This window comes from Streptomyces sp. NPDC057697 (assembly GCF_042799335.1).
In the GTDB taxonomy this organism is placed as follows: domain Bacteria; phylum Actinomycetota; class Actinomycetes; order Streptomycetales; family Streptomycetaceae; genus Streptomyces.
Genome location: NZ_JBHVJA010000015.1, coordinates 89,148 through 114,699 on the forward strand (window position 1 = coordinate 89,148; position 25,552 = coordinate 114,699).

At 73.4% G+C, this 25,552-nt stretch carries 23 protein-coding genes; 9 read left to right on the plus strand and 14 right to left on the minus strand.

The window, feature by feature from the left end; genetic code table 11:
* Positions 1-236: 236 nt before the first annotated feature.
* On the minus strand, positions 237-995 hold the full coding sequence (locus ACFVFH_RS30650) for a GntR family transcriptional regulator (protein ID WP_383774567.1): 759 nt from the start codon (positions 993-995) through the stop codon (positions 237-239).
* A 136-nt stretch (positions 996-1,131) separates the two neighbouring features.
* On the opposite strand from ACFVFH_RS30650, the gene ACFVFH_RS30655 reads away from it, so the two are divergent.
* Positions 1,132-2,151, plus strand: a complete 1,020-nt coding sequence (locus ACFVFH_RS30655; RefSeq protein WP_383774570.1) for a Gfo/Idh/MocA family oxidoreductase — start codon at positions 1,132-1,134, stop codon at positions 2,149-2,151.
* Between the two features lie 255 nt (positions 2,152-2,406).
* Here ACFVFH_RS30655 and ACFVFH_RS30660 read toward each other — a convergent pair whose 3' ends face one another.
* The 4 genes from ACFVFH_RS30660 to ACFVFH_RS30675 form a co-directional block, all read right to left on the minus strand.
* Positions 2,407-2,832: a PaaI family thioesterase gene (locus ACFVFH_RS30660; RefSeq protein ID WP_383774572.1), complete on the minus strand. Its 426-nt coding sequence runs from the start codon at positions 2,830-2,832 to the stop codon at positions 2,407-2,409.
* 16 nt (positions 2,833-2,848) lie between these two features.
* Positions 2,849-4,045: a cytochrome P450 gene (locus ACFVFH_RS30665; protein ID WP_383774574.1), complete on the minus strand. Its 1,197-nt coding sequence runs from the start codon at positions 4,043-4,045 to the stop codon at positions 2,849-2,851.
* 63 nt (positions 4,046-4,108) lie between these two features.
* Positions 4,109-4,843: a response regulator gene (locus tag ACFVFH_RS30670; RefSeq protein ID WP_383774577.1), complete on the minus strand. Its 735-nt coding sequence runs from the start codon at positions 4,841-4,843 to the stop codon at positions 4,109-4,111.
* Positions 4,844-4,917: 74 nt separating this feature from the next.
* Entirely contained in the window at positions 4,918-6,135 is a 1,218-nt protein-coding gene (locus ACFVFH_RS30675; protein ID WP_383774580.1) for a sensor histidine kinase, read from the minus strand.
* 711 nt (positions 6,136-6,846) lie between these two features.
* On the opposite strand from ACFVFH_RS30675, the gene ACFVFH_RS30680 reads away from it, so the two are divergent.
* Complete coding sequence (locus ACFVFH_RS30680; protein ID WP_383774583.1) at positions 6,847-7,596, plus strand: SDR family NAD(P)-dependent oxidoreductase; 750 nt, start codon at positions 6,847-6,849, stop codon at positions 7,594-7,596.
* A gap of 46 nt (positions 7,597-7,642) precedes the next feature.
* On the opposite strand, the gene ACFVFH_RS30685 is transcribed toward ACFVFH_RS30680, so the two are convergent.
* The 3 genes from ACFVFH_RS30685 to allB all read right to left on the minus strand — a co-directional run bounded on the left by ACFVFH_RS30685 (position 7,643) and on the right by allB (position 10,568).
* Positions 7,643-7,972 (minus strand): putative quinol monooxygenase, encoded by a 330-nt coding sequence (locus tag ACFVFH_RS30685; protein WP_093541877.1) that lies wholly within the window; start codon positions 7,970-7,972, stop codon positions 7,643-7,645.
* Positions 7,973-8,112: 140 nt separating this feature from the next.
* Positions 8,113-9,228, minus strand: a complete 1,116-nt coding sequence (gene alc / locus ACFVFH_RS30690; protein WP_383774820.1) for an allantoicase — start codon at positions 9,226-9,228, stop codon at positions 8,113-8,115.
* Positions 9,225-10,568 carry an allantoinase AllB gene (allB, locus tag ACFVFH_RS30695; protein WP_383774585.1) on the minus strand — a complete coding sequence of 448 codons (1,344 nt, stop codon included), beginning with the start codon at positions 10,566-10,568 and terminating at the stop codon, positions 9,225-9,227. The genes alc and allB overlap by 4 nt, the downstream gene beginning before the upstream one ends.
* A gap of 361 nt (positions 10,569-10,929) precedes the next feature.
* Here allB and ACFVFH_RS30700 point away from each other — a divergent pair, with 361 nt between their 5' ends.
* On the plus strand, positions 10,930-11,730 hold the full coding sequence (locus tag ACFVFH_RS30700; RefSeq protein WP_383774587.1) for an IclR family transcriptional regulator: 801 nt from the start codon (positions 10,930-10,932) through the stop codon (positions 11,728-11,730).
* Positions 11,731-11,804: 74 nt separating this feature from the next.
* Here ACFVFH_RS30700 and ACFVFH_RS30705 read toward each other — a convergent pair whose 3' ends face one another.
* Both ACFVFH_RS30705 and ACFVFH_RS30710 read right to left on the minus strand, forming a co-directional pair.
* Positions 11,805-12,485 carry an ABC transporter ATP-binding protein gene (locus ACFVFH_RS30705; protein WP_383774590.1) on the minus strand — a complete coding sequence of 227 codons (681 nt, stop codon included), beginning with the start codon at positions 12,483-12,485 and terminating at the stop codon, positions 11,805-11,807.
* Positions 12,482-13,576, minus strand: a complete 1,095-nt coding sequence (locus ACFVFH_RS30710; RefSeq protein ID WP_383774592.1) for an ABC transporter permease — start codon at positions 13,574-13,576, stop codon at positions 12,482-12,484. The genes ACFVFH_RS30705 and ACFVFH_RS30710 overlap by 4 nt, the downstream gene beginning before the upstream one ends.
* Positions 13,577-13,686: 110 nt before the next feature.
* Here ACFVFH_RS30710 and ACFVFH_RS30715 point away from each other — a divergent pair, with 110 nt between their 5' ends.
* Together ACFVFH_RS30715 and ACFVFH_RS30720 are read left to right on the plus strand one after the other, a co-directional pair.
* Complete coding sequence (locus tag ACFVFH_RS30715; RefSeq protein WP_383774595.1) at positions 13,687-14,898, plus strand: sensor histidine kinase; 1,212 nt, start codon at positions 13,687-13,689, stop codon at positions 14,896-14,898.
* Entirely contained in the window at positions 14,895-15,536 is a 642-nt protein-coding gene (locus ACFVFH_RS30720) for a response regulator (protein ID WP_383774598.1), read from the plus strand. Before ACFVFH_RS30715 ends, ACFVFH_RS30720 begins: the two co-directional genes overlap by 4 nt.
* An 84-nt stretch (positions 15,537-15,620) precedes the next feature.
* Here ACFVFH_RS30720 and ACFVFH_RS30725 read toward each other — a convergent pair whose 3' ends face one another.
* Positions 15,621-15,923: a DUF5955 family protein gene (locus ACFVFH_RS30725; RefSeq protein WP_383774601.1), complete on the minus strand. Its 303-nt coding sequence runs from the start codon at positions 15,921-15,923 to the stop codon at positions 15,621-15,623.
* 266 nt (positions 15,924-16,189) lie between these two features.
* Here ACFVFH_RS30725 and ACFVFH_RS30730 point away from each other — a divergent pair, with 266 nt between their 5' ends.
* Positions 16,190-16,786, plus strand: coding sequence for an NTP transferase domain-containing protein (locus ACFVFH_RS30730; protein WP_383774604.1), 597 nt, complete (start codon positions 16,190-16,192; stop codon positions 16,784-16,786).
* Between the two features lie 234 nt (positions 16,787-17,020).
* A complete protein-coding gene (gene aceB, locus ACFVFH_RS30735; RefSeq protein WP_383774607.1) occupies positions 17,021-18,640 on the plus strand; it encodes a malate synthase A in 1,620 nt (539 codons plus the stop codon).
* Between the two features lie 71 nt (positions 18,641-18,711).
* On the opposite strand, the gene ACFVFH_RS30740 is transcribed toward aceB, so the two are convergent.
* A complete protein-coding gene (locus ACFVFH_RS30740; RefSeq protein ID WP_383774609.1) occupies positions 18,712-19,980 on the minus strand; it encodes an extracellular solute-binding protein in 1,269 nt (422 codons plus the stop codon).
* 109 nt (positions 19,981-20,089) lie between these two features.
* Here ACFVFH_RS30740 and ACFVFH_RS30745 point away from each other — a divergent pair, with 109 nt between their 5' ends.
* Positions 20,090-20,719, plus strand: coding sequence for a TetR/AcrR family transcriptional regulator (locus ACFVFH_RS30745; RefSeq protein WP_383774611.1), 630 nt, complete (start codon positions 20,090-20,092; stop codon positions 20,717-20,719).
* 74 nt (positions 20,720-20,793) lie between these two features.
* Here ACFVFH_RS30745 and ACFVFH_RS30750 read toward each other — a convergent pair whose 3' ends face one another.
* Both ACFVFH_RS30750 and ACFVFH_RS30755 read right to left on the minus strand, forming a co-directional pair.
* A complete protein-coding gene (locus ACFVFH_RS30750; protein ID WP_383774613.1) occupies positions 20,794-23,082 on the minus strand; it encodes a glycosyl hydrolase family 18 protein in 2,289 nt (762 codons plus the stop codon).
* Positions 23,083-23,297: 215 nt separating this feature from the next.
* The gene (locus ACFVFH_RS30755; protein ID WP_383774615.1) at positions 23,298-24,290 is read right to left on the minus strand and encodes a fibronectin type III domain-containing protein; all 993 of its coding nucleotides are present in this window, start codon (positions 24,288-24,290) and stop codon (positions 23,298-23,300) included.
* A 170-nt stretch (positions 24,291-24,460) separates the two neighbouring features.
* On the opposite strand from ACFVFH_RS30755, the gene ACFVFH_RS30760 reads away from it, so the two are divergent.
* Entirely contained in the window at positions 24,461-25,522 is a 1,062-nt protein-coding gene (locus ACFVFH_RS30760; protein WP_383774618.1) for an amidohydrolase family protein, read from the plus strand.
* Positions 25,523-25,552 lie beyond the last annotated feature (30 nt).

A 25,552-nucleotide genomic window follows, 5' to 3' on the forward strand; every position in this document is an offset into this window, starting at 1 on the left:
GCCCGGCAGGGGCGGGACGCGTGTGTCGGCGCGGGGGGCGCGGGGCGTTCACCGGCTGCCGCGCATGGTGCGTCTCCGCGGCCGCGGCCGGTCGTCGTCGGTGACGGCGGTGATCGGAGGTGCTGCCTCGCGGCAGGTGCGCATGGTGGGTCCGCCCTCTCTCCCGGCCGCCCGAGTGCGGCTGGAGGAGTTCTAGCGGTGGCCGTACGCGACGTCAACGGGCCGTGCGGCCGTCGTCACCGTACGAGCAGCTGGAAATCGAAGGTGTAGCGCGAGGCCCGGTAGAGGTGGGAGCCGAACTCGACCGCCCGTCCGGTGTCGTCGAAGGTGGTGCGTGTCATGGTCAGCACGGCGGCCCCCGCCGCCTCGTCGAGCCGGGCCGCCTCGCCGTCGGCCGCGAGCCGGGCGCCGACGGTCTGGCGGGCGCTGTGCAGGGTGATCCCGGCGCCGCGCAGCATCCGGTACAGGCCGGTGGCCTCCAGCCGTTCGGTGTCCAGGTCGACGATCCCGGCCGGCAGGTGGTTGCGCAGGAGGGCCAGCGGCTCGCCGTGCGCGTACCGCAGCCGCTCGACGAGGTGGACGTCGGTGCCCTCGGCGAGTCCGAGCGCGTCGGCCGCCTCCGGCCCGGCCGGCTCGACGGTGTTGCGCAGGACGCGGGTGGTGGGCTGCCCGCCCGTGCTCTCCAGGTCGTCGTAGAGGCTGCTCAGTTCGAGCGGGCGGCGGACGGTGCTGTGCACGACCTGGGTGCCGACGCCCCGGCGGCGGACCATCAGCCCCTTGTCGACCAGCGACTGGATGGCCTGGCGGACCGTGGGCCGGGACAGACCGAGCCGGGCCGCGAGCTCGATCTCGTTGCCGAGGAGACTGCCGGGGGCGAGTCGGCCCTGCTCGACGGCGGCCTCCAGCTGCTGGGCGAGCTGGAAGTAGAGCGGGATCGGGCTGGTGCGGTCCACGCCGAGTTCGAGTGCGGCGGGGTCGGTGGTGGGTTTGGGCACGCGTGGAGGGTAACCCTCGCATCGGACGGCCGGTAGTCCGGTCGTCCTGTTGTCCGGACAGCAGGACCTACGAACAAGCCGCAGCTTGTCCGGACATATGGTTGACAGCGCAGTCGGCGGACGGCACGTTGGGTCCATGCGCATCGGACTCATCGGCACCGGCCGGATCGGTTCCTTCCACGCGGGCGTGCTGGCCCGCCATCCCGAGGTGGACGCCCTGGTGGTGACGGACACCGACGGGGCGCGGGCCGCCGAGGCGGCGCGGCGCACCGGCGCGACGGCCGTCCCGGGCGCCGCCGAGGTGTTCGGCGCGGGGGTGGACGCCGTGGTGATCGCCTCGGCCACCTCGGCGCACGCGGAGCTGATCGGCCGGGCCGCGCGGGCGGGGCTCCCGGCGTTCTGCGAGAAGCCGATCGCCCTGGACCTGCCGGGCACCCTGGCCGCGCTGTGCGAGGTCGAGCGGGCCGGGAGCGTGCTCCAGCTGGGCTTCATGCGCAGGTTCGACGCGGGGTACCGGGCGGCCCGCGCCGCCGTGCGGGCCGGTGCGCTGGGCAGGCTGCACTCGGTGCGGGCGATGACCATGGACCCCGCCCCGCCGCCCGCCGCCTATCTGCCGCTCTCCGGGGGGCTGTACCGGGACTGCCTGGTCCATGACTTCGACATGCTGCGGTGGGTGACGGGCCGCGAGGTGACGGAGGTGTACGCCGCCGGATCGGATGCCGGGCCCGGGATGTTCCGGGCGGCGGGCGACGTGGACACGGCCGCGGTCCTGCTGACCCTCGACGACGGCACCCTGGCCACGGCCGCGGCCAGCCGCTGCAACGGCGCGGGCTACGACGTGCGGATGGAGCTGGCGGGCGACCTCGACCAGATCACCGTCGGTCTGGACGCCCGTACGCCGGTCACCTCGGCCGAGCCCCAGGGGCCCCCGGCGCCCACCGGCCCCTGGCCCGGCTTCCTGGAGCGGTTCGCCCCGGCGTACGAGGCCGAACTGGACGCGTTCGTACGGGTGGTGCGGGGCGAGGGGCCCAATCCCTGCGACGGCCGGGAGGCATGGCGCGCGCTGCTGATCGCGGAGGCGTGCGAGGTGTCGCGCCGGGAGCGGCGCCCCGTGGCGATCGCGGAGATCACCGACGGGGCGGCGGCGCCGGCCTGAGCCGCCTCCCACGGCCGGGCCCGGGGCCGGCCACACGCCCGCCCGCCCGTCCGGCGCCAGGCGGGACCGGAGACCACCGCCGGGACAGCACCCCCAGCCTGAGCCGCCTTCCACAGCCGGGCCCGGGGCCGGCCACGCACCCGCCCGCCCGGCGCCAGGCGGACGGCGGGACCGGAGACCACCGCCAGGACGGCACCCCCGGCACCCTCGGCCTGAGCCGCCTTTCGCGTCCGACTGCCCGGCCGGCCGCCCGGCTCAGGCGGATGGCTGGGCGGCCGACAGCACGGTCCCCTGCGCGACCGCGCAGAGCGTCCGCTCCCCCTCCTCCCCCGCGGCGAACAGCTCGCAGCGGACCACCGCCTGGCGGCGGCCGGTGTGCGCGACCTCGGCGTGGGCGACGAGGGTGCGACCGGTGGCCGGGCGGACGTACTGGATGGAGAAGCCGCCGGTCAGTACGGCCGGGCCAAGGGTCGTACCGGCGGCGAAGGTGATCGCGTTGTCGGCCGCGTAGGCCAGGACCCCGCCGTGCAGAAAGCCGTTCTGCTGCTGGAGTTCCTGGCGGATGTCGACTTCGAGGGTGGCCGCGCCGTCCCCGAAGGCGGTGATCCGCGCCCCCACCAGTTCGCTGAACGGCTGGCTGTCGAGCACCTTCCGCGCCATCCGAAGGTCAAGTCCGGTCATCACAGAGCTCCTTGTCTCACCAGCGGACGGGCAGTCCGCGCATCCCGCGCAGCAGCATCCCGGGGATCCAGTCCGGCTTCCCGGCCTCCGGGTCCGGCGCGAGAGCGGGGCACCGCTCCAGCAGGGTACGGATCGCGATCCGTCCCTCCAGCCGGGCCAGCGGCGCTCCCACGCAGAAGTGGACGCCGTGTCCGAAGGCCAGATGGCCCTGGGCCTCGCGGCGGATGTCGAAGGTGTCCGGTTCCGGATAGCGGCCCCCGTCCCGGTCGGCGCCCGCCAGGGACACCAGGACCGGCACCCCGGCCGGGACGACCCGCCGCCCGATCCGGACCGGCTCGCGCGGGAAGCGGAGCGTGGCGTTCTCCACCGGTCCGTCGTAGCGCAGCATCTCCTCGACCGCGCCGCCGATCAGTTCCGGATCGGCCAGGAGGGCCGCCAGTTGCTCGGGGTGGGCGAGCAGCGCCCGTACCCCGTTGGCGATCAGGTTGACCGTGGTCTCGTGGCCTGCGACCAGCAACAGGAAGGCCATGCCCACCAGTTCGTCCTGGGAGAGGCGGTCGCCGTCCTCGTCGCGGGTCCTGACCAGGGCGCTCATCAGGTCGTCGCCGGGCGAACGGCGCTTGTCGTCGATGAGCCGGCGGAGGTACTCGTTCATGGCGCGCACCGCCTCGTTCTCCGCCTCCGGCGAGGCGGGGGTGACCACGCCGTTCGACAGCAGGCGGAAGGCGTCGCGGTCCAGGTCCGGGACGCCGATCAGTTCGCAGATGACGGTCATCGGCAGCGGGAAGGCGAGCGCGTCGACGAGATCGGCCCGCCCGGCGGGCACCATCGCGTCGAGGAGCCCGTCGGTGATCTGCTGGATGCGCGGGCGCAGCGCCTCGACCCGGCGGGCGGTGAACTCACGGGCGACGAGCCTGCGCAGCCGGGTGTGATGGGGTGCGTCCAGCTCCAGCAGGTTGAGGAAGATGGGGTCGCTCTCGGCGGGCGCACCCGGCAGTCCCCGCCAGTCCTTGGCGAACCGGGGGTCGGCGAGGACCGTGCGGGCCTCCTCGTACCCCACCACGAGCCAGACGCGGTCGAACTCGTCGGTGCGGACGGTGTGCACCGGACCCGCCGCACGGAGCTTCTCGTAGTACGGGTACGGATTCGCGGTGAACTCCGCCGACCCGCGCAGATCGGCATCGACTTCGGCATGACCACTGACATCGGACATGGGTTCGTCCCTCCCGGTCGGACCGCCCGTTCGGCCCGGTCGTTTCGGACAGAACGGTTCACCCTATGCCGACGGTTCCCCGCGGTCGTCGTCGAGCAGGCCCGCGTCGTGCACCAACAGCGCGATCTGGACACGGTTGTTGAAGCCGAACCTGGCCAGGATGCGGGAGACCTGGGTCTTCACGGTCGCCACGCTGAGGTAGAGCGTCGCGGCGATCTCGGCGTTGGAACGGCCGTGGGCCACGGCGATCGCGACCTCGCGTTCCCGCTCGGCGAGCGCCGCGATCCGCTGCCGCGCCCGGTCGGCCCGGTCCGTCCGCTCATCGTGGCCGCCGCGCGGACCGGTCCCGGCGGCGCGGTCCATGAGCCGGCGGGTCACCGCGGGGGACAGCACCGGGTCCCCGGCCGCCACCCGCCGCACCGAGTCGACGATCCGCGCCGGCGGGGTGTCCTTCAGGACGAATCCGGCCGCCCCGGCGCGGATGGCCCGCACCACCTGTTCGTCGGCGTGGAAGGTCGTCAGGACGATGACCTCCGGGGCGTCGGGACGGGCGCGCAGTGCCTCGGTCGCGGTCAGCCCGTCCATGTCCGGCATCCGGATGTCCATCAGCACCACGTCGGGGCGCAGCCGGTCGACGAGACCGGCGACCTCCGTACCGTCCGCCGCCTCCCCCACGATGTCGATGTCGTCGGCGCCGCCGAGCATGAGGACGAGGCCCGCCCGTACGAGCGGGTCGTCGTCGACGATGAGCAGCCGGACGGGCGGTGCCACGGGGTCCATCGGGGTGGAGGTGGTCATGGCGACCACCGTAGTCAGCCGGGCGCGCCGAATGTACCCGGGACCACCGGGTACATCCGGTGCCGCCTCGGCGGTCAGGCGGGCCACGGCAGCGTGGCCCGGATCCGGAAGCCGCCGTCCGGTCGCGGTCCGTGGTCGAGGCTGCCCCCGGCCAGGGTGGCGCGTTCGGTGAGGCCGATGAGCCCCTGGCCGGAGCCGGGGACCTGCTCGAAGGGCCGGGTGGGCGCCGGATTGCACACCTCGACGGTGAGCCCCTGGCCCGGGGCGCCGGTGACCGTGACGGTGACCTCGGCGCCGGGCGCGTGCTTGCGGGCGTTGGTCAGGCCCTCCTGGGCGATGCGGTAGACGGTGCGGCCGGTGGCGGCGGGGGCGGTGGCGGGGTCGCCGACGTGGTTGTCGAGGGTGACCTTCATCCCGGCCAGCCGGGATTCGGCGATCAGGGCGTCCAGGCTGGCGAGGGTGGGCTGCGGCCGGTCGCCGTCGCTCTCGCCGGGGCTGCGCAGGACGCCGATGATCTCGCGGAGGTCCTGGAGCGCCTCGTGGGCGCTGTCCCGGATGACCCCGGCGGCCCGTGCCACCTCGGCGGTCGGGGCGTCGGGGCGGAATTCGAGGGCCCCGGCGTGGACGCTGAGCAGGGTCAGCCGGTGGGCGAGGACATCGTGCATCTCGCGGGCGATGGCCTCACGGGCCAGCCGCTGCGCCTGTTCGGCGCGGAGCGCCGCCTCGGTCTCGGCCCGGCGGGCGCGCTCGCGCAGGGTGACGACGAGCTGGCGTCTGGACCGTACGACCATGCCCCAGCTGATCACCAGGAGCGGCAGCAGCACTCCCATGATCGTGGCGCCGGTGAACGAGGTGTCCGGGTCGGGGCGCAGATACGGCTGGACGGGGGCCGTGGCCAGGGCGAGCGCCCCGACCGCCGCCACGGGCCGGAACGGCCGGTGCACGGCGACGCCGAACAGCGCGACGAGCATGGCCCCCGCCGAGACCGGCTCGACCGCGGCGACCAGGACCAGGGCCACCGCGACGCCGACCGGCCACCGCCGCCGCGCCCACAGGGCGCAGCAGGCCAGCGTGCCGATCACGATGTCGGCGACCAGGACGCCTTCGGGGGTGGAGCGGTCGGCTTCGATCGCGGCGGCCGCGAGCATGCCGATCCCGGCCGCGCAGAGGAAGGCGGTCAGGTCGACGACCCAGTCCCGCACCGTGCGCCGGGAGCGGCCGCGCCGGTCGCCGGGCAGCTCGGGGTCGGCCATCGCCGAGGGCAGCAGCCAGCGGTACTCCGTACGCGTCATGCCCCAAAACTACCCAGGTCAGACGGGCGGACGGGGGCGCCGGTACGCGTCGAGCGACCAAAGTCGCGGAACACGAGACTTTCGGACGGGGGCGGGGCCGGTGTCCGCCGGGCCACGGTCGAGCCGGTGGGCCGGGCGCGGCAGGGCGGGCCGGTGAGCCGGGCGCGCCGGAGCAGGCCGGTGGGCCCCGGGCGCGGCAGGCAGGCCGGTGGGCCCCGGGCGCGGCAGGCAGGCCGGTGAGCCGGGCGCGGCAGGGCAGGCCGGTGAGCCGGGCGCGCGGAGCAGGCCGGTAGGCCCCGGGCGCGGCAGGGCAGGCCGATGGGCCGGGCGCGCGGAGCAGGCCGGTAGGCCCCGGGCGCGGCAGGCGGGCCGGTGGGCCGGGCGCGGCAGAGCAGGCCGGTCGGCCGGGCGCGGCAGGGCAGGCGTGGGCGCGGTGGGCGCGGCAGGCAGGCCGGTCGGCCGGGCGCGGCAGGGCGGGCGTGGGCGCGGTGGGGCGGGACGCCCGACCGGTTCCCCCGGCCCTCCGCCGTCGGAACGACGCGGAGAAACCCGGAGGCCCACCCGCGGGAACGCGCACCGCACCAGGCGCCACCCCACGCCAAGCACCCCGTCCACGTCCGATTCCCGCCGGTACCGGCGGGGCGGAAGGACTTTCCTTGTCCGTGTCGAACAACGACGGACACACCACCTGCGACCTGCAAGGAATCAATGATGACCAGCATCACCGCCGCCGAGGTCCGGACCGCGCTCGTGACCGGAGGCAGCCGTGGCATCGGCGCCGCGACCGCGCTGCGGCTCGCCCGGGAGGGTGTCGATGTCGCCCTGACGTATGTCCGGGACGAGGCGGCCGCGAAGGCGGTCGTCGAGGAGATCCGCTCCTACGGACGGCGCGGGATCGCCCTGCGCGTGGACGCCGCCGACCCCGAGGCGGCACCGGCGGCCGTGAGCGGCGCCGCGGACGCGCTCGGCCGGCTGGACATCCTCGTCAACAACGCGGGCATCGGGGTGCTCGGGCCCATCGGCGCCCTCACCCCCGCGGAGGTGGACCGGGTGCTCGCGGTCAATGTGCGGGCGGTGTTCCTGGCCTGCCGGGCGGCGGCGGAGGTGCTGGAGGACGGTGGCCGGATCGTCTGTGTCGGTACGGCCCTGAGCCGGTACACGGGCGGTACCGGTTCCACGCTCTACGCGATGAGCAAGTCCGCGCTGGCCGGTCTCACCAAGCCGCTCGCCCGGGAACTCGGGCCGCGCGGCATCACGGTCAACCTGGTGCAGCCAGGACCGGTCGACACGGACCTCAACCCGGCCGACGGCCCGTTCGCCGCCGGTCAGCGCTCGGCGACCGCCCTGGACCGGTTCGGCACGGCGGACGAAGTGGCCTCGCTGATCGCCTACCTGGCCGGTGCCGAGGCGGCGTTCATCACCGGTACGGAGGTGACGGTGGACGGCGGCCACGCGGCCTGACCGGACCGGCCCCGCCCGCCTCCGCCCGGCCCCGGCGGAGTGCGGGTCACCGCGAGCGCGGGGTGACCTCCGCCATCCGGGACCAGCCCTCGCCCGGTACCTCGACGTTGATGATCTCCGGGGTCTCGGCGACGAGGTCCGCCATCAGGTCCATGGCCGAGGCGAAGTGCTCGGACTTCACGTGGGCCGCACCGGCCTCGGGGGAGGCGAAGGCCTCCAGCAGGACGAACTGGTCCGGGTTCTCGACGCTGTACGACCACTCGAAGAAGACGTTGCCCGGCTCCTGCCGGGTGGCGAGGGTGAAGGGTTCGACGGCCGGGAGCCAGTTGTCGCGCTCTTCGCTGCGTACGGTGAACTTGACGGCGATGAAGATCATGCGATCAGGGTCCCATATGCCCCTGGATGCGGATTCATCGGGCACACCCCGATGACGTCGGCCCCGGCCCGGACGAGACGTCCGGGCCGGGGCCGGCGTGCGGGCCGGGGCCGGCGTGCGGGCGCGTGCGGTCCGGGTTCTCAGCCGCCCAGCTCGCGGTGGCGGGCCGCCAGCCGGGCGGCGCCCTCCTCCGTCGGTGAGCCGAAGAGCCGGAGCCGGGAGATCCCCCCGTCCGGGAAGATGTCGATCCGGATGTGCGTGGCCCGGACCGGCTCCGGCAGGACGAAGCGGTGGTCGGTGTCGGGCTGCAACCGGGTCCGGGGCAGCACCTCGGTCCACTCGCCGCTCCGGCCGTCGCGGGCAGCGAGGCTCGCCCAGCCCGCCGAGTTGCCCTTGAGGCAGGCGGTGTCGATCCCGACGGCGCGGATCTCCGCCTGCTCGACGAGCCGGTAGCGGATCCAGTCGTTGCCCTTGTCGCGCCGGCGCCGGGTCTCCCAGCCGTCGTCCATCTTCCGGGAGCGGCCGGGCAGGATGGTGTGGGTGGCCGGGGAGTAGAAGCGGTCGGACGCGTCCTCCACCGTGCCGCCGTTCTCCAGGGCGACCAGGTCGAAGGTGCCGAGGGCGGCCAGCCATCCGGGGTCGGGAACGACCTCGCCGTACACCCGGAGGCGGGCTATCCCGCCGTCGGGGTGCTGGTTGACCCGCAGATGGGTGAAGCGCCGCCCGTTCTCGACCGTGAAGCCGTTGGCGGCGTGCCCGCCGACCGCCGTGCGGGGGACGAGGGTCGTCCACTCGGTCCCGGGGGCGAGGAGTTCCCCGGGCGAGGGGGAGCCGGGCACGCAGGCCGCCTCGACGGAGACCGCCTGCGGGTGGTTGCCGCGGAAGTGGGCGGTGTCGACGACGATTCCGTGCACGATTCCGGGGGCGCCGAGCCGTACCAGCGCCCAGTCGTGGTCCTCGTCCGCCGGGTGCGGATCGTCCGCGCCCGTGCCGCGCCGGCGCCGGGTCTCCCAGCCGTCCATGATCTTGCCCTTGTGGCCGAAGCGCTCGGGGTCGAACTCGGCGGGCTCCGGCCGCAGCAGATTCTCGCGCTCGGCGAAGAACTCGTCGTTGGCGGCGATCACCCCCGCGCCGAGCCGGCGGTCGGCGAGGTCGACGAGCGCGGTGAAGGGGAAGTCCGCGGTGCGGTAGTCGGCGTACGGATCGCCACCGCCGTAAGGGTTCGCGTCACCGGTGAAGCGCTCGGTCATGGTCAGTGGTTCCTTTCGAGGAGCCGTCCGGTGGGTCCGGCGACGGCGCCGTCGGCCGCGATGCGTTCGCCGCGCAGCCAGGTCGACCTCACGACGCCGTGCAGGGTCCGGCCGGCGTACGCGGTGACCTGGTTGCGGTGGAAGAGCTCGGCGGGGTCGACGGTGAACGTCTCGTCGGGGGCGAGGACCGCGAAGTCCGCGTCGCGTCCGGCCTCGATGGCTCCCTTGCGGCTCAGCCCGGCCAGCCGGGCGGGGGCGGCCGACATCCAGCGGGCGACGTCGTCGAGCGAGTGGCCGCGCCTGCGGGCCTCGGTCCAGATGGCGGGCAGTCCCAGCTGGAGGGAGGAGATGCCGCCCCAGGCGGAGGCGAAGTCCGGGGTCTTCAGTTCGGTGGTGCACGGGGAGTGGTCGGAGACGATGCAGTCGATCGTGCCGTCGGCCAGCCCCTCCCAGAGCGCGTCCTGGTTGGCGGCCTCACGGATCGGCGGGCAGCACTTGAACTCCGTGGCGCCGTCCGGGACCTCCTCGGCGGTCAGGGTGAGGAAGTGCGGGCAGGACTCGACGGTGATCCGCACGCCGTCGCGCCGGGCTGCGGCGATCATCGGCAGTGCGTCGCTGGAGGACAGGTGCAGCACGTGGACGCGGGCGTCGAGCCGTCGGGCATGCGCGATCAGGCCCTCGATCGCGGTGTTCTCGGCGTCGCGCGGCCGGGAGGCGAGGAAGTCGGCGTAGGCGGGCCCGCTGCGCTGCGGGGCGGCGGCCAGATGGCGCGGGTCCTCGGCGTGCACGATCAGCAGACCGCCGAAACCGGCGATCTCCGCCATGGACCGGGCCAGCTGCTCCTGGTCGAGCTCCGGGAACTCGTCGACGCCGGAGGGCGACAGGAAGCACTTGAAGCCGAAGACCCCCGCCTCGTGCAGCGGTCGCAGGTCCTTGACGTTGGACGGGATCGCGCCGCCCCAGAAGCCGGTGTCGATGTGTGCCTTGGGGGCGGCCACCCGCTGCTTGGTGCGCAGATGGCCGACGGTGGTGGTCGGCGGGAGGGAGTTGAGGGGCATGTCGAGCAGGGTGGTGATGCCGCCCGCCGCCGCCGCGCGGGTGGCGGTGAAGAAGCCCTCCCACTCGGTGCGGCCCGGGTCGTTCACATGGACATGCGTATCGACGAGTCCGGGCAGCAGGACGTCGTCGCCGAAGTCCTCCAGCCGGGCGCCGGGCGGCACCCCGGTGTCGTACGGCAGGACGGCGTCGATGCTCCCGTCGGCGACGGCGACCGCTGCGGGGCGCGTCCCGTCCGGGGTGACGACACGCGTCGAGCGCAGTACCAGCTTCACGTCCGCACCGGACACCCGTGCTCCTCACTTCGGACCTTCGCACGCTGAGGAATTCAACGAACTGTTGAAGGAGTCTTCACTCGGGATCCCGGGCCGTCAAGACCCCGCCCCCTCGCCGCGCGGCCCGTCGGCCGCCCCGCACCCACAACTGGAGAATTCCACAAAGTAAAAGTCACATTTCGGAGAGCGGAACGTAACATGGGACCAGTACCGCCCCGCGTAACCGCCCCGCCCCAGGCCGACACCCGGACAAACGGGCTCTGACCGGCCAGGACGCCGCACCCGGAGCAGTGGGCCGATCGGGAACCGCCCGGTAGGCTGCGGGGTGCCTCGCCGGGCGGGGCACCCGCTCTTCCGCCTCGAAAGGACCGTTGACGTGCCGCCGTCCCACGCCAGCACATCCGACTCCAAGCCCGCCGCCTCCAGCGGTGGTGTGCAGTCCCTTGAGCGCGCCTTCGATCTGCTGGAGCGGATGGCGGACGCGGGGGGCGAGGTCGGACTGAGCGAACTCTCCGCGAGCAGCGGGCTCCCGCTGCCGACCATCCACCGCCTGATGCGCACCCTGGTGCTCTGCGGGTACGTCCGCCAGCAGCCCAACCGGCGCTACGCGCTGGGCCCCCGGCTGATCCGGCTCGGCGAGTCCGCCTCCCGGCTCCTGGGCACCTGGGCCCGCCCCTATCTGGCCCGTCTGGTCGAGGAGACCGGCGAGACCGCGAACATGGCGCTGCTCGACGGCGACGAGATCGTGTACGTGGCGCAGGTGCCGTCCAAGCACTCGATGCGGATGTTCACCGAGGTGGGCCGCCGGGTGCTCCCGCACTCCACGGGTGTCGGCAAGGCGCTGCTGGCGCACACGCCGCCGGACGAGGTGCGCGCCCTGCTCGCCCGTACCGGGATGCCCGCCGCCACCGAGAAGACGATCACCACCCCCGACGGCTTCCTCGACGCGCTGGAACAGGTCCGCCGGCTCGGCTACGCGGTCGACGACAACGAGCAGGAGATCGGGGTCCGCTGCCTGGCGGTCTCCGTCCCGGACTCCCCCACCTCGGCCGCGATCTCGATCTCCGGTCCGGCGGGCCGGGTGACGGACGCCGCGACGGAGCGGATCGTACCGATCCTCCAGCAGGCCGCGAAGGAGCTCTCCGACGCGCTGGCGAGCAGCGGCTCCACCGGCTGAGACGGCACCGGGAGGGGGCGGACGGCACCGGCCGTCCGCCCCCTCCCGCCTTCCCCGTCCCGCTCTCCCCCGCCTCAGACCGGTTCGGGCACCGTCAGACGGCCGTCGTCCATCCGGACCGTGCGGTCCGCCCGGTCCAGATGGGTCCGGTCGTGCGTGACCAGCACCGTCGCCGTCGACCTCGACCGGGTCAGCGCGATCAGCAGATCCAGCACCGCCGCGCCCCGCTCGTGGTCGAGGGCGCTGGTCGGCTCGTCGACCAGCAGCACCGCCGGGTCGTTCATCAGGGCCCGCGCGATGTTGATCCGCTGCCGCTGCCCGCCCGACAGCTGGTGCGGCCTGTGTCCGGCCCGGTCCGCCAGGCCCACCGCGTCCAGGAGCTCCAGCGCCCGGCCGCGGGACGCGCGTACCGCACCGCCGGAGAGATGGGCCATCACCTGGAGCTGCTCGGCCGCCGTCAGCGAGGGCAGCAGACTGGGCTGCTGGAAGACGATGCCGATGCGCTCCCGGCGCAGCTTCGCCTGGTCCGCGCGGTTCAGGCCCTCGGTCCGCGTACCGGCGACGACCACCCGGCCCTCGTCCGGGGTGACCAGCGTCGCGGCCACCGCGAGCAGGCTGGACTTGCCGGAACCGGACGGTCCCACGACCGCGGTGAGGGTCCCCGCGGGCACGTCCAGCGAGATCCGGTCCAGGGCGGTGAGGCGGCCGTCGCCGTCGGGGTAGGTGAGGGTGACATCGGCGAGGGTGAGGGTCATCGGGCACTCCCGAGTGCGGTGAGCGGGTCGACGGCGGTGATCCGCCGGATGGACAGGGCCGCCCCGAGGGCACCGAGGACGATCATGACGGCGGCGGGGACCAGGACGGTCGCCGCGTCGAGGACGAAGGGCACGGCCCCGCCGCTGATCAGGGCGCCGATCCCGGAGGCGAGCGCGGTGCCCAGGCCCGTACCGGCGGCGAGCATCACGACGGCCTGCCCGAGCGCGTCGCGCAGCAGATAGCGGGTGGAGGCGCCCAGTGCCTTCAGCACGGCGACGTCGCCGCTGCGCTGGATCGTCCAGACGGTGAAGAAGGCGCCGATGACCAGGGCGGAGATGGCGAAGAGGAAACCGCGCATCAGCTGGAGCGAGCCGTTCTCGGCCTGGTAGGAGCCGATGGCGGTGAGGGAGCCGTCGAGGGAGAGCGTGCTGGTCCCGGCCGCCCGGTCGCCCGCGGCGAGATCGGCCCCGGCGGTGGTGGTCAGGGCGATCACCGTGGCGTGCCGGACCCGGTCCCCGCCCGCGCCCCCGAACCGCTGCCAGTCGTCGAGCGAGGTCCACACGACGGGCGTGTGGCTGTAGGAGGCGTTCCCCGCGACGGCCGCGACGGTGACCTCGGTGCCACCGATCCTCAGCCGGTCGCCGGCGCCGGCGGCCAGCTCCTCGGCGGCCTGCTCGGAGAGCACCGCCCTGCCCGGTCCGACCCGCGCGCCATCGGCGGGCGCCAGGCCCCCGTCCGGTTCCACCCCGAACGCGGAGACCGCGGCGGTGCGCCCGCCCCGGACGGCCTCGGCTTCGAGCGTCCGGATGCCGAGCGGCTCCGCACCGCTCACCCCGGGCCGCCGCGCCCAGCTCCGCCAGGCCTCCTCCTCGACGGACGAGTCGGTGAAGGACACCGAGCGGCCGTCGGGCGGGGCGGCGAACGCCAGGTGGTCGGCGTCCAGCCCGGTGACGGCCGAGGTGTTCTCCCGGGCCAGACCGGCGGTGAGTCCGGACAACAGGCCCACGAGCAGCGTGATCAGCACCACGACCGTGCCCATGAGCGCGAACCGGCCCTTGGCGAACCGGAGATCTCTCCATGCGACGAACATGGCCCCAGCCTCGCCGTGCGGGCGCCGGGAGACATCGCTCGGCGGTGGGGCCCGACATCAACCTTTCGATTGACCGGCCTCCGGGGCCCCGCGTCTACGCTGGACGAATCATGGATCCCCGCGCCCACCCCCCGGTCACCACCGCGCTGCGGCTCTGTCTGCACGCGCTGCTGACCGGGCTGCTCGCCCTCACGGCGGTCCGGGCCGTCGGCGACGGCGCGCCGCACGCGACCGCCGTCGTGGTGGTCGCCGGTCTGATGGCCGCCCTGTACGCGGCGGGCGCGCTCGCCCCCGCCGTGCGGCCGCGCACCCGCCCGGCCGCGCTCTGGCTGACCGCGCTGGGGGCCGTGTGGCTGGCGCTGCTCGCCCTGTCCCCGGACAGTCTCTGGGTGGCCTTCCCGCTCTACTTCCTCCAGCTCCATCTGCTGCCCACGCGCTGGGCCCTGCCGGCCGTCGCCGCCACCGCTCTCGCCGCCATCGCCGGTTTCGTGCTGCACGGCCAGGCCGTCAATCCGGGCACCTTCATCGGGCCGCTGCTCGGGGCGGCGGTCGCGGTCGCGACGGTCCTGGGATACGAGGCGCTGTTCCGGGAGAGCGAGCGGCGCCGCGAGCTCATCGAGGAGCTGATGTCGACCCGGGCGGAGCTGGCCGAGGCGGAACGCACCGCGGGCACCCTCGCCGAACGCGAGCGACTGGCCCGGGAGATCCACGACACCCTCGCCCAGGGCCTGTCCAGCATCCAGCTGCTGCTGCGCGCCGCCGAACGGACCCTGCCCGCCGGCGACCCCGCCACCGCACATGTGCGCCGGGCCCGCGAGGCCGCCCAGGACAATCTCGCCGAGGCCCGCCGCTTCGTCCGCGCCCTGTCGCCGCCCGACCTGGAGAACGGCTCCCTCGCGGCCGCGCTGGAACGCCTCTCGTCCCGCACGACCGGCCCCGGGCTCACGGTGCAGTGCGCGGTGAGCGGCACACCGGTGGAGCTGCCCACCCCGTACGAGGTGGCGCTGCTGCGCACCGCCCAGTCGGCGCTGGCCAACACGGTGCGGCACGCCGGGGCCCGGCGCGCGGAGATCACCCTCAGCTTCATGGACACCTCGGTGTCGCTGGACGTCGTGGACGACGGCCGGGGCTTCGTCCCGGGCCCCGGCCCGCTCGCCTCGGACCGCGACAGCGGGGGCTTCGGACTGCCGGCGATGCGGGCGCGGGCCCGTTCGCTGGGCGGCACGCTCAGCGTCGAGTCGGCCCCCGGGCAGGGCACCGCCGTCGCGCTGACCCTTCCGCTCCCGATCCCCGACGGCCGGACAGGACAGGACGCCGCATGACCGCCCCCACCGCTCCCATCAGGCTGCTGCTCGCCGACGACCACCCGGTGGTACGGGCCGGGCTGCGCGCCGTCCTCGACTCCGAGCCCGGCTTCCGGGTGGTCGCCGAGGCGGCCACCGCCGAGCGGGCCGTCGAACTCGCCGCGGCGGGCGGCTTCGACGTGGTCCTCATGGACCTCCAGTTCGGCGCGGGGATGCACGGGTCGCAGGCCACCGCGGCGATCACGGCCCGGCCGGACGCGCCCCGCGTGCTGATCCTCACGACCTACGACTCGGACGCCGACATCCTGGCGGCGGTCGAGGCGGGCGCCGCCGGATATCTGCTCAAGGACGCCCCGCCGGAGGAGCTGGCGGCGGCGGTGCGCACCGCCGCGGCGGGCCGCTCGGCGCTCGCCCCGGCCGTGGCCCACCGGCTGATGGACCGCATGCGGACGCCCGCCCAGGCGCTGACCAAGCGCGAGCTGGAGGTCCTGCAACTGGTGGGCGAGGGGCTGTCGAACCTGCAGATCAGCAAGCGGCTCTTCCTCAGCCAGGCGACGGTCAAGTCCCATCTGGTGCACATCTACGCCAAGCTGGGCGTGGACTCCCGCACCTCGGCGGTCGCGGCGGCGACGGCCCGCAGGCTCATCCGCCGCTGATCCGGCGCGTGTACAGAGAGTCCCGCCTGCCGGGCTCCGCCGGGCGGACGGGGCTTTCGCCGCACGCCCCGGCCGCACGGCCGGTCAGCCGCGCGGCGGCTCACCGAAGAGGTCGACGGCGACCCGTACGTCCCTGAGCGCGGAGGCCAGGGCGCTCACCGAGCCGATGGCCCCGGCGATCAGCAGCAGCGAACGGCGCAGCCGGGGAATCTCGGGCACACCACCGACCGCCATCGCGTCCAGCGCGGCCAGTTCGTCCTCGGCGATTGCCCGGTCCGGGAATTCGCCGGGATGCCCCGCCAGCTCACGGCGGAGCCGGGAGACCGCCGTACGCAGTTCGGTCACCCGCGGATCCTCACCGCTGCCGGTCACCCGCGTCTGCCCCACGCTTCGCAACAAAGCACTCCCCCTCGCACATCCATGTGCCAGTGTTCCGACCGGTCCCCACAGCGTGGTCAAGTATCCGGGCGTGCGCGCAAGTTAACGCCATGACAGGTACCGAGCGCCACTCCGCGGACGGAATTCGAGGGGTCCCGTACGGGTGATCCGCATGTCGTCCGGTGGACGTGGCGTCCGCCGGCGCCCGCCCGCGCTTGCATGCGCGAAGGGTGCGCCGCCGGGGGCTGTTGGGGTATCCAGACCGCATGACTCCCATGACACCAGCCCCCCGGATCGCCGGACTCCTGCTCGCCGCGGGCGGCGGACGGCGGCTCGGCGGACGCCCCAAGGCCCTGCTCGGACACCACGGCCGGCCCCTGGTCGAGCACGCGGTACGGGTCCTGCGGGACGGCGGCTGCGATCCGGTCCACGTCGTCCTGGGCGCCGCCGCGGACGAGGTCCGGGCCCGCGCCGATCTCGGCGGCTGCGAGGTGACCGTCAACCCCGGGTGGACGGAGGGCATGGGCTCCTCGCTGCGCGCGGGGCTCGCGGCGCTGGCCGGTACCGGGGCGGACGCGGCGCTCGTCCTGCTGGTCGACCAGCCGGGCATCGGCGCGGACGCGGTGGCCCGGGTGCGTTCGGCGTACCGCTCCCGGTCGGGGATCGCGGCCGCCGCGTACGGCGGGGAGCGCGGCCACCCGGTGCTGTTCGGGGCCGGTCTGTGGGCGGAGATCGCGGCGGGGGCGGTGGGCGACCAGGGGGCCCGCGGCTATCTGCGGGCGCACCGCGATGCGATCACGCTCGTCGAGTGTTCCGATGTGGCTCAGGCGTACGACATCGACACGGTGGAGGACCTGAAGCACCTCGGGTGACCGTGCCGGCACGCCGCGCCGGCACGGCCCCATTTCTGTCGACCCGGAGAATCTCGACATCAACAAACCATTGAACTTCCACCATGAGGAAACTACTATCCACTGGTCAGAAGCCCTCTGCACCTCGGACGGCTTCCACGCCCGTATCCCGGAGCCCTGGCACGCCGTGCCATTTCAGGCGACCCGGCGGCCGTGAGACGCCGCCCGCACCGCCCGCTGAAGGAGTGACAGCTCATGTCCGCACCAGCGCCGTCCCCGCTGGCCATCGTCGATGCCGAGCCCCTGCCCCGGCAGGAGGAGGTCCTGACCGACGCGGCCCTCGCGTTCGTGGCCGAGCTGCACCGGCGGTTCACGCCCCGCCGCGACGAGCTGCTCGCCCGCCGCGGCGAGCGCCGGGCCGAGATCGCCCGTACGTCCACGCTGGACTTCCTGCCCGAGACGGCGGCGATCCGCGCGGACGACTCCTGGAAGGTCGCCCCGGCCCCGGCCGCGCTGAACGACCGCCGGGTGGAGATCACCGGTCCGACCGACCGCAAGATGACCATCAACGCCCTGAACTCGGGCGCCAGGGTCTGGCTCGCCGACTTCGAGGACGCCTCCGCCCCCACCTGGGAGAACGTCGTCCTCGGCCAGCTCAACCTGATCGACGCGTACACCCGCTCCATCGACTTCACCGACCCGGCGTCCGGCAAGTCGTACGCCCTGAAGCCCGCCGACCAGCTCGCCACGGTCGTCACCCGCCCGCGCGGCTGGCATCTGAACGAGCGCCACCTCCAGCTCGACGGCACCCCGGTGCCCGGCGCGCTGGTCGACTTCGGCCTCTACTTCTTCCACAACGCCCAGCGCCTCATCGATCTCGGCAAGGGCCCGTACTTCTACCTCCCGAAGACGGAGTCGCACCTGGAGGCCCGCCTCTGGAACGACATCTTCGTCTTCGCCCAGGACTACGTCGGCATCCCCCGGGGCACGGTCCGCGCGACCGTCCTGATCGAGACGATCACCGCGGCGTACGAGATGGAGGAGATCCTCTACGAACTCCGCGACCACGCCTCCGGGCTGAACGCGGGACGCTGGGACTACCTCTTCTCCATCGTCAAGAACTTCCGCGACGGCGGCGCCAAGTTCGTGCTGCCGGACCGCAACGCGGTGACGATGACCGCCCCGTTCATGCGCGCGTACACCGAACTCCTCGTCCGGACCTGCCACAAGCGCGGCGCGCACGCCATCGGCGGCATGGCGGCCTTCATCCCCTCCCGCCGCGACGCCGAGGTCAACAAGGTCGCCTTCGAGAAGGTCAAGGCCGACAAGGACCGCGAGGCGCACGACGGCTTCGACGGCTCCTGGGTCGCCCACCCGGACCTGGTCCCGATCGCCATGGCCTCCTTCGACGCGGTCCTCGGCGAGAAGCCGAACCAGAAGGAGCGGCTGCGCGAGGACGTCTCGGTGGCCGCCGGTGACCTGATCGCCATCGACACCCTGGACGCCAGGCCCACCTACGAGGGCCTGCGCAACGCCGTCGCGGTCGGCATCCGCTACATCGAGGCCTGGCTGCGCGGCATGGGCGCCGTCGCCATCTTCAACCTGATGGAGGACGCGGCCACCGCGGAGATCTCCCGTTCGCAGATCTGGCAGTGGATCAACGCGGACGTGGTCTTCGAGAACGGCGAGCACGCCACGGCGGAGCTGGCCCGCGAGGTCGCGGCCGAGGAACTGGCCGCGATCCGCGCCGAGACCGGCGAAGCGGCCTTCGCCGCGGGCAAGTGGCAGCAGGCCCACGACCTCCTGCTCCAGGTCTCCCTGGACCAGGACTACGCGGACTTCCTGACGCTGCCGGCGTACGAGCGGCTGGGCTGAGCCCCGCACCACCGGAACCGACACGCCTCCGCCCCGGCACCGCACAGCGCCGGGGCGGAGGCGTGCGGTCCTCAGGAGGTCGCCGCCTCCATGTCCGCCTTGACGGCCGACTCGTCGAGCGAGGTGAGCACGGACCGGGGGTCGCCGTTCTTCATCACGGCCTGGCTCATGTCGGTGCGGATCGTGCCCCGGACGGCGGGCCAGGAACGCATGTTGACCGGGGCGAACTGGGCGTTCGACAACTGCTCGATGAAGGGCGAGAGCGGCTGTTCGGCGGGTTTCCCGGTCGCCGCGTCGGAGGCGGAGTACGTCACCGGCAGCGCGGACTGGCTGCCGCCGTAGGTCAGGGCGGACTTCCCGCTGTAGAGGAACGAGAGGAAGGCGCCGCACTCCTTGCGGTGGTCGTTGCGCCGGAACGCCATCAGCCAGTCGCTGATCCCCACCGGAGGGGCGGCCCCGCCGTCCTTCTTGGGGAACGCGGCGTGCGCGTAAGGGAGTTTGGCCTGGTCGGCCGCGCCCATCAGCATGGGGTGGGCGATCATCATGCCGATCTCGCCCCGCAGGAACTGGGTGTACGCGTCGGTCCGGTCGAGCTTGGCGGGGTCGGCGCCGGCCAGCCCCCCGGCGACCAGCTCGTCCCGCAGCCAGGCCAGGGCCTCGGCATTCTCCGGCTTCATGAAGTCGTACTGCCCGAGCTCCCCCGTGTAGCCGCCGCCGGCCGCGAGGAACCAGGACAGGGCCTCGTCCTCGGCCGCCTCGGGGCCGAGCTGGAGGCCGTAGGGCGTCTTCACACCGATCGCCTTCAGCGCCCGCGCGGCGGACCGCAGTTCGTCCCACGAGGTGGGGGCGCCGCTGACGCGGGCCCGCCGGAAGAGCTCCTTGTTGTAGAAGAGCCGGGGCGTACTGGCCAGGAAAGGGATGCCGTAGGTGGCGTCGTCGACCGTGCCCGCGTCGGTGAAGGAGCGGATGAAGTCGGCCTGGGTGGCGATGTCGAACAGCTGGCTCATGTCGTGGAGACGGCCGTCCTCGGCGTAGGGCGCGAAGACGTTCGACTGCGCGATGTCGGGCGCCCGGCCCTCCTCGACCCGCTGGGCCAGCACCTTGTCGATCTTGGTGTAGGAGACCCGCTCCAGCTCGATCCCGATCCCGGCGTGCTGCTTCTCGAAAGCGGCGACGACATCGTCCCACTGGTCGCCGAGCGAAGCGCCGATGCTCTTGTCGTAACTGGCCACGAGCAGGTGGAGCTTCACGTCCTTGCCCGTCGAGCAGCCGGTGAGCCCCAGCGCGGCCGTGGCGCCGGCGAGGCCGGCCGTCTGAAGAAGGAATTGCCGCCGACGCACCGCTCTTGCCACCTCTTGCTAGCCCAACACATGCACTTCTGGCAGATTCTGCCACATGGGCAATAACTGCCTTCCGACTGCGGCGACTCCAGGGCATAACCTGATCCGCATGCAAGGTGGCTCGTTGACGGAGCGGCGCAAGGCCGCCACCCGACTGGATATCGCCCGTACCGCGGCGGCGCTCTTCGTGGAACACGGTCTGCGCACCACGCGCGCCGAGGACATCGCGCGCGCCGCGGGCGTCGCCCCGCGCACCTTCTACCGCTACTTCGCGACCAAGGAGGAGGCCATCACCCCGCTGCTCTCCGTGGGGGCGCGGCAGTGGGTGGAGGCGGTCCGGGACGCCCCGGCCGCCCTGCCGGTGCCTGAGGCGCTGCGGCACGCGGCGGCGCGTGCGCTGGGTCCGGAGCCGGGCGACACGGCGGCCTCGGAGTCGCTGGAGTGGGTGCGCTCGCTGCTGAGGATGGCGGCGGACAGCCCGGCCCTCCAGTCGGTGTGGAACGACGCGTGCCACGACGCGGACGCCACCCTGGCCGTGGTCCTCGCGGCGCGCGCCGGACTCCCGGACGGGGCGGGCTCGCTGGAGATCCGGCTGCTGGCCGGGGTCGCCGGCGCGGCCGTGCGGGCTGCGGTCGAGACCTGGGCGGCCGGCGACGCCCCGGCGACGGGACCGGAAGGGCCCGCCGCGCTCGCGGAGCGCTGCCTGGTCTCGGCGGAAGGCGCGCTGAGGGGGTTCTGACCCCGGATGCCCCGTGGCCGGTCCGCGCGGCCCCTGCGGGCGCGCGGACCGGTGGTACGGCGGTACGGCTCCGGCTACTTCAGCCCGGTGTCGAGCGCGTTGAGCAGGGTCCCCTGCGGGGTGTCCCCGGACATCTCCCAGACCATGACGCCCAGCAGCCCCTTGGACTTCACATAGGCGGTCTTCTTGCCGATGGACCAGGTGTCGTCGAAGGACCACCACTGGTTGCCGGTGTAGCCGTACGTCGACACCGACTGTTCGTCGTGGTGGACCGTCATCGTCGGGTACGCGCCGATGAGGTTGGCGTAGCCGCGGGTCCCGGCCTCCTCGGCGAACTGGCCGGGAGCGGCGCCGCCCGCGCTCTGCCATTCACCGGCGGCCCCGCCGTCCGTGACGTTCTGCCAGCCGCGGCCGTAGAACGGGATGCCGAGGGTCAGCTTGCGGGGCTCGACGCCCGCGTCGGTGTACGCCTTGATGGCGGTGTCGGCGCTGAAGTGGAAGTCGTAGGGGTCCTGGTCGTCCGTGTAGAGGTTGGCCTGGTGGCCGGTGCGGTTCGGCTCCCAGGAGTTGTCGCTGCCGGAGCCGTGGAAGTCGTAGCCCTGGACGTTCGCGACGTCGAGGGAGTCGAAGACCTTGGCCAGGTCCCAGCCGTCGCCGATCTTCTGCGGGTCGGCGGGGGTGAAGGCGGTGAGGAGGCGGTGGCCGCCGCCGAGGGCGTCCATCTGCTTGCGGAACTCGGCGAGCAGCAGGGTCAGGTTGTCCTTGTCGTCGGGCGAGTAGTGGTTGCCGGGGTGCCCGGTGCCCGTGCCCGGCCACTCCCAGTCGACGTCGAAGCCGTCGAAGATCCCGGCGGCCGTGCCGGGTCCGCCCGCGCCGTTGTACGCGGGGAGGTTGCCCTTGATGTACATGTCGATGCAGGAGGAGACGAACTTCTTGCGGGAGGCGTCGGTGGCCGCCACGTCGGAGAAGTACTTCGAGTACGTCCAGCCGCCGAGCGAGACCACGATCTTGAGGTTCGGGTGCAGCTTCTTGAGCTTCTTCAGCTGGTTGAAGTTTCCGCGCAGGGTGCCCCAGCCGTCGTCCGCGACCCCGTCGACGGACTGGGCTGCGCTGAAGGGGCGCGCGTAGTCGGCGTCCGCGTCCCCGGCGCCGGTGCCCTGCTCGGGGTCCTCCGGGTCGGCGGTGGTCCCCTTGGTGACACCGTTCAGGCAGGTGAGGTTGTTGGGGTCGATGTTGGCGAAGGCGTAGTTGACGATGTCGAGCTTGTCGGCGGCACCCGAGTCGTGGAGGTTCTTGACGAAGTACTGGCGGCCGTAGATGCCCCACTGGACGAAGTAGCCGACCTTGGCGTAGTTGCCCGCACCGACGATGTCGTCGGTCTTCACCGTGAGCGCGTTCCCGGCCGGGGAGGCGTTGTCCGCCGCGTCACGGGCCTTGACGGTGAAGGTGTAGGAGGTCGAGGGCGAGAGGCCGCCGATGGTGGCGGTGGTCGTGGTGCCCGAGACCGTGGTGGCGAGCGCCCCGTCCCGGTAGATGTCGTACGCGGCGACGCGCTGGTTGTCCGTGGCGGCGGTCCAGGCCAGGGTGACGGACGAGGAGTCGGTCGCCGTGGCGTGCAGTGCGCCGGGCGCGGTGGGCGGGGAGGTGTCGGTGGCCGGGTCGACGGTGGTGACGGCCAGCGGGGCGCTCTCGGCGGAGGTGTTGCCCCGGGTGTCCTTGGCCCGGACCGTGAAGGAGTAGGCGGTGGCCGGGGTCAGGCCGGTGACGGTGGCGGAGGTCGTGGCGGTGGCCGAGCCCACCACCTTGCCGCCCGCCAGGATGTCGTACGACGCCACGGGGAAGTCGCCGGCCGTGGCCGCCGTCCAGGACAGCGACGCGGTGCGGGCGGTGACGTCGGTCTGCTTCAGCCCGGTGGGAACGCCCGGGGGCGCGTCCGCGGAGCCGTCGCACTTGTCGCCGTTGATCCGGCAGCCCGTCGGTGCCGTGATGGGCCCGGTCGCGACGAACCAGAAGCTGTACGGCTCGCTGGTGGCGTGTGCGGCGACGGTCCCGTTGTAGTGGGCGTTCACCGCCGTGATGTGACTGCCCTGGGTGGTGACCGTGCCGTTGTAGGAGGTGTCGATCGCGACCCCGGACGGCAGGTCGAATTCGAGGCTCCAGCCGGTCACGGCGGTGTCGGTGTCGTTGTGCAGGACGTAGGTCCCCTTCCACCACGACCCGTTGTCGGCCGAGGTGAAGGTGGCCGTCAGCTTGCCCGCCGCGTGGGCGGGCGCGGCCTGGAGGGAAAGCAGTGCGAGGAGCAGCCCGAGAACGGCGAGGAGCGCGGTCGCCGTTCTCCGTCTGAAGGTCATGTGCTCGAACATGGATTTCTCCCTTGGGGCAGGGACCGGTGAGGCGGTCCTGAGGGGGAGCGGGATTCCGTGGTGCCATGGAGCACACGGGAACCTAAGAGGTCTGGACCAACTCGTCAATAGGTACAGACCAATCGCACGCAAAGTCTGCCGCCCCGGCCCCGCGCCCTTCCTCGCCCACGGACGGCCCGGCGCCGGGTCGCCCCCGCCCCGCTCCGCCGGATCCGTCAGTCGCCGAGGACGACCGTCCGCTGGGCCGAGAAGTCGCCCCACTTCCCGTCGGGCAGCTTGGCGCGGATCTTCATCGAGTAGCGGGTGCCCCGCGGATCACTGACGGTGAGGCGGTAACTCGCCCGGCCCGCGGGCGGGGTGGCGCCCCAGACGATCGTGGTGGTCAGCCGGCCGCCGATGAAGAGCTGGTACGCGGGGATCTCGCCGCCCGTCTCGGGCTGCTTCCAGTCCAGGTCGATGGCGTACTCCTTGCCCTGGGCCCGGTTGCGGATCCGCAGATCGGTGGGGGCGGTGCTCGCCGGCGCGCCCGGCGCGGAGCGGGTGGTGAGATCGATGGCGTTGCTGTCCGGCGAGGAGGTGTCGGCCGCGTCGCGGGCGCGGACGGTGAAGGTGTAGACGGTTCCCGGGCGCAGTCCGGTCAGATGTGCCGTGGTCTGCGTGCCGGGCACGCTGTGGATCCGGGAGTCCTCCTGGTAGATGTCGTACGACGTGACGCCGATGTCGTCCGTCGAGCCGCCCCAGGAGAGGTTCACCGCCCGGCTGCCGTCCACCGTGCCGCGCAGCCGCACCGGGCGGGTCGGGGCCTCGTGGTCGGCGGGGGTCGGGGCGGGCGTGGTGACGTCCGCGGCGGCGCTCGGCGCGGAGAGGTTGCCCGCCGCGTCGCGGGCGCGGACGGTGAAGCTGTAGGCGGTGGAGGCGGTCAGCCCGCTCACGTCGATCATCACCTTGGCCGCCGGGACGGACCGGACCCGCTTCCCCTGGCGGTAGATCTCGTAGCCGGTGACCGCCCGGTCGTCGGTGGACCGCTCCCACATCACGTGCACGGACGTGGCGCTGCTCGCCTGCGCCGTCACATGACCCGGCACGGACGGCTTGTGCGTATCGGCCTCCGGAGCGGAGTCGCAGGCGGTGAGCGCGGCGAGGAGCAGGGCGGCGGAGCAGGCCGACGCGGCGGTTGCGTGGGGGCGTTGCACGGTCGTGCCTTCCATCCGGCAGCAATGGTCCAGACCTGTATCGCATGGTGCGGGGGTCGCCGACAAGGGGGTGGAGCGGAACCTTCCGCAATATGCCGATGTGTGCGACGGTCCGGCGCATCCCGGCACGGCCCCGTGCCCCGGTCGGCCGACGGCGGGTCTTGGGGGTGGCATACGGTCTGCGGATGCTGTGCATGCGAGGTGTCGTGCTCCCCGAGCGCGAGGAGCGTACGTTCTGGATCGACGGCGAAGTGCTCCGCGCGGGACCCCCGCCAGGCGGGACGGCCGGGCGGGACGCGGAGACGATCGTCGACGGCGGCTGGCTGCTGCCCGGTCTCGTCGATGTGCACACGCATCCGGGCGCCCTGGAGCCGGGCTCGCCGTTCGACGAGTCCTTGCTGCGGCGGCAGTTGGCCGAGCACCGGGACGCCGGGGTGCTCGCGGTGCGCACCCCCGGCACCGTGCGGCGGATGCCCGCGTGGGTGGCGAAGGACCCGGAGCTGCCGCGTGTCACGTCGGCGGGGCGGTGGCTCGCCACCCCCGGCCGGTTCTTCCCCGGCTCGGGACGCGATGTGAGCGAGGACGAGCTGGTGGGGGCGGCCGTGGAGGAGGCGCTCGCGTCGTCGGGATGGTGCAAGGTCATCGGTGACTGGGCCGCCGACGAACCCGCCCTGCCGCTCGCGCTGTTGACCTCGGTGGTGACGGCGGTGCACGCGGTGGGCGGCAAGGTGGCGGTGCACTGCCAGACCGCCGAGGGCAGCCGCAACGCCGTACTGGCGGGCGCCGACAGCCTGGAACACGGCATGCACCTCGACCCGGCGCTGCTGGACCGGATGGCCGCGCAGGGCACCGCGCTCGTGCCGACGCTGAGCGTCTTCGGTGCCGGCGCGGACGCGATGCGGGCACGGGAACCGAGCGCGCGCCGTGACCTGTGGCTGGCCGGCTGGGACAGCATGCTCGACACCGTGCGCTCGGCCCACGAGGCGAAGGTGACGGTGCTGGCGGGGACGGACTCCTTCCCCTGCGGGACGGTCGCGGGCGAGATGGAGTGGCTGGTACGGGCGGGCCTGTCGGCCCATGCGGCACTCGGTGCCGCGTCCTGGACGGCACGGGCCTGGCTCGGTCTGCCGGGCCTCGTGGACGGCGCCCCCGCCGATGTCGTCGCCTACCCGACCGACCCGGCCCTGGACCCGGACGCCCTGAGGCACCCGAGCCGGATCGTGCTCCGGGGACGCGTCGTGCGGTGAGCGATGAGTTCGGGGAGCGGGAGGAGTCGG

Bases quoted from the DNA above. Each gene is read 5' to 3' on its own strand.
- ACFVFH_RS30670 (WP_383774577.1), bottom strand. From the start codon at position 4,843: ATGACCACCTCCACCCCGATGGACCCCGTGGCACCGCCCGTCCGGCTG.
- ACFVFH_RS30755 (WP_383774615.1), bottom strand. From the start codon at position 24,290: ATGGAAGGCACGACCGTGCAACGCCCCCACGCAACCGCCGCGTCGGCC.
- ACFVFH_RS30715 (WP_383774595.1), top strand. From the start codon at position 13,687: ATGGATCCCCGCGCCCACCCCCCGGTCACCACCGCGCTGCGGCTCTGT.
- ACFVFH_RS30750 (WP_383774613.1), bottom strand. From the start codon at position 23,082: ATGTTCGAGCACATGACCTTCAGACGGAGAACGGCGACCGCGCTCCTC.
- ACFVFH_RS30745 (WP_383774611.1), top strand. From the start codon at position 20,090: ATGCAAGGTGGCTCGTTGACGGAGCGGCGCAAGGCCGCCACCCGACTG.
- ACFVFH_RS30760 (WP_383774618.1), top strand. From the start codon at position 24,461: ATGCTGTGCATGCGAGGTGTCGTGCTCCCCGAGCGCGAGGAGCGTACG.
- ACFVFH_RS30655 (WP_383774570.1), top strand. From the start codon at position 1,132: ATGCGCATCGGACTCATCGGCACCGGCCGGATCGGTTCCTTCCACGCG.
- ACFVFH_RS30680 (WP_383774583.1), top strand. From the start codon at position 6,847: ATGACCAGCATCACCGCCGCCGAGGTCCGGACCGCGCTCGTGACCGGA.
- ACFVFH_RS30685 (WP_093541877.1), bottom strand. From the start codon at position 7,972: ATGATCTTCATCGCCGTCAAGTTCACCGTACGCAGCGAAGAGCGCGAC.
- ACFVFH_RS30730 (WP_383774604.1), top strand. From the start codon at position 16,190: ATGACACCAGCCCCCCGGATCGCCGGACTCCTGCTCGCCGCGGGCGGC.
- ACFVFH_RS30720 (WP_383774598.1), top strand. From the start codon at position 14,895: ATGACCGCCCCCACCGCTCCCATCAGGCTGCTGCTCGCCGACGACCAC.
- ACFVFH_RS30660 (WP_383774572.1), bottom strand. From the start codon at position 2,832: ATGACCGGACTTGACCTTCGGATGGCGCGGAAGGTGCTCGACAGCCAG.
- aceB (WP_383774607.1), top strand. From the start codon at position 17,021: ATGTCCGCACCAGCGCCGTCCCCGCTGGCCATCGTCGATGCCGAGCCC.
- ACFVFH_RS30710 (WP_383774592.1), bottom strand. From the start codon at position 13,576: ATGTTCGTCGCATGGAGAGATCTCCGGTTCGCCAAGGGCCGGTTCGCG.
- ACFVFH_RS30665 (WP_383774574.1), bottom strand. From the start codon at position 4,045: ATGTCCGATGTCAGTGGTCATGCCGAAGTCGATGCCGATCTGCGCGGG.
- ACFVFH_RS30705 (WP_383774590.1), bottom strand. From the start codon at position 12,485: ATGACCCTCACCCTCGCCGATGTCACCCTCACCTACCCCGACGGCGAC.
- ACFVFH_RS30675 (WP_383774580.1), bottom strand. From the start codon at position 6,135: ATGACGCGTACGGAGTACCGCTGGCTGCTGCCCTCGGCGATGGCCGAC.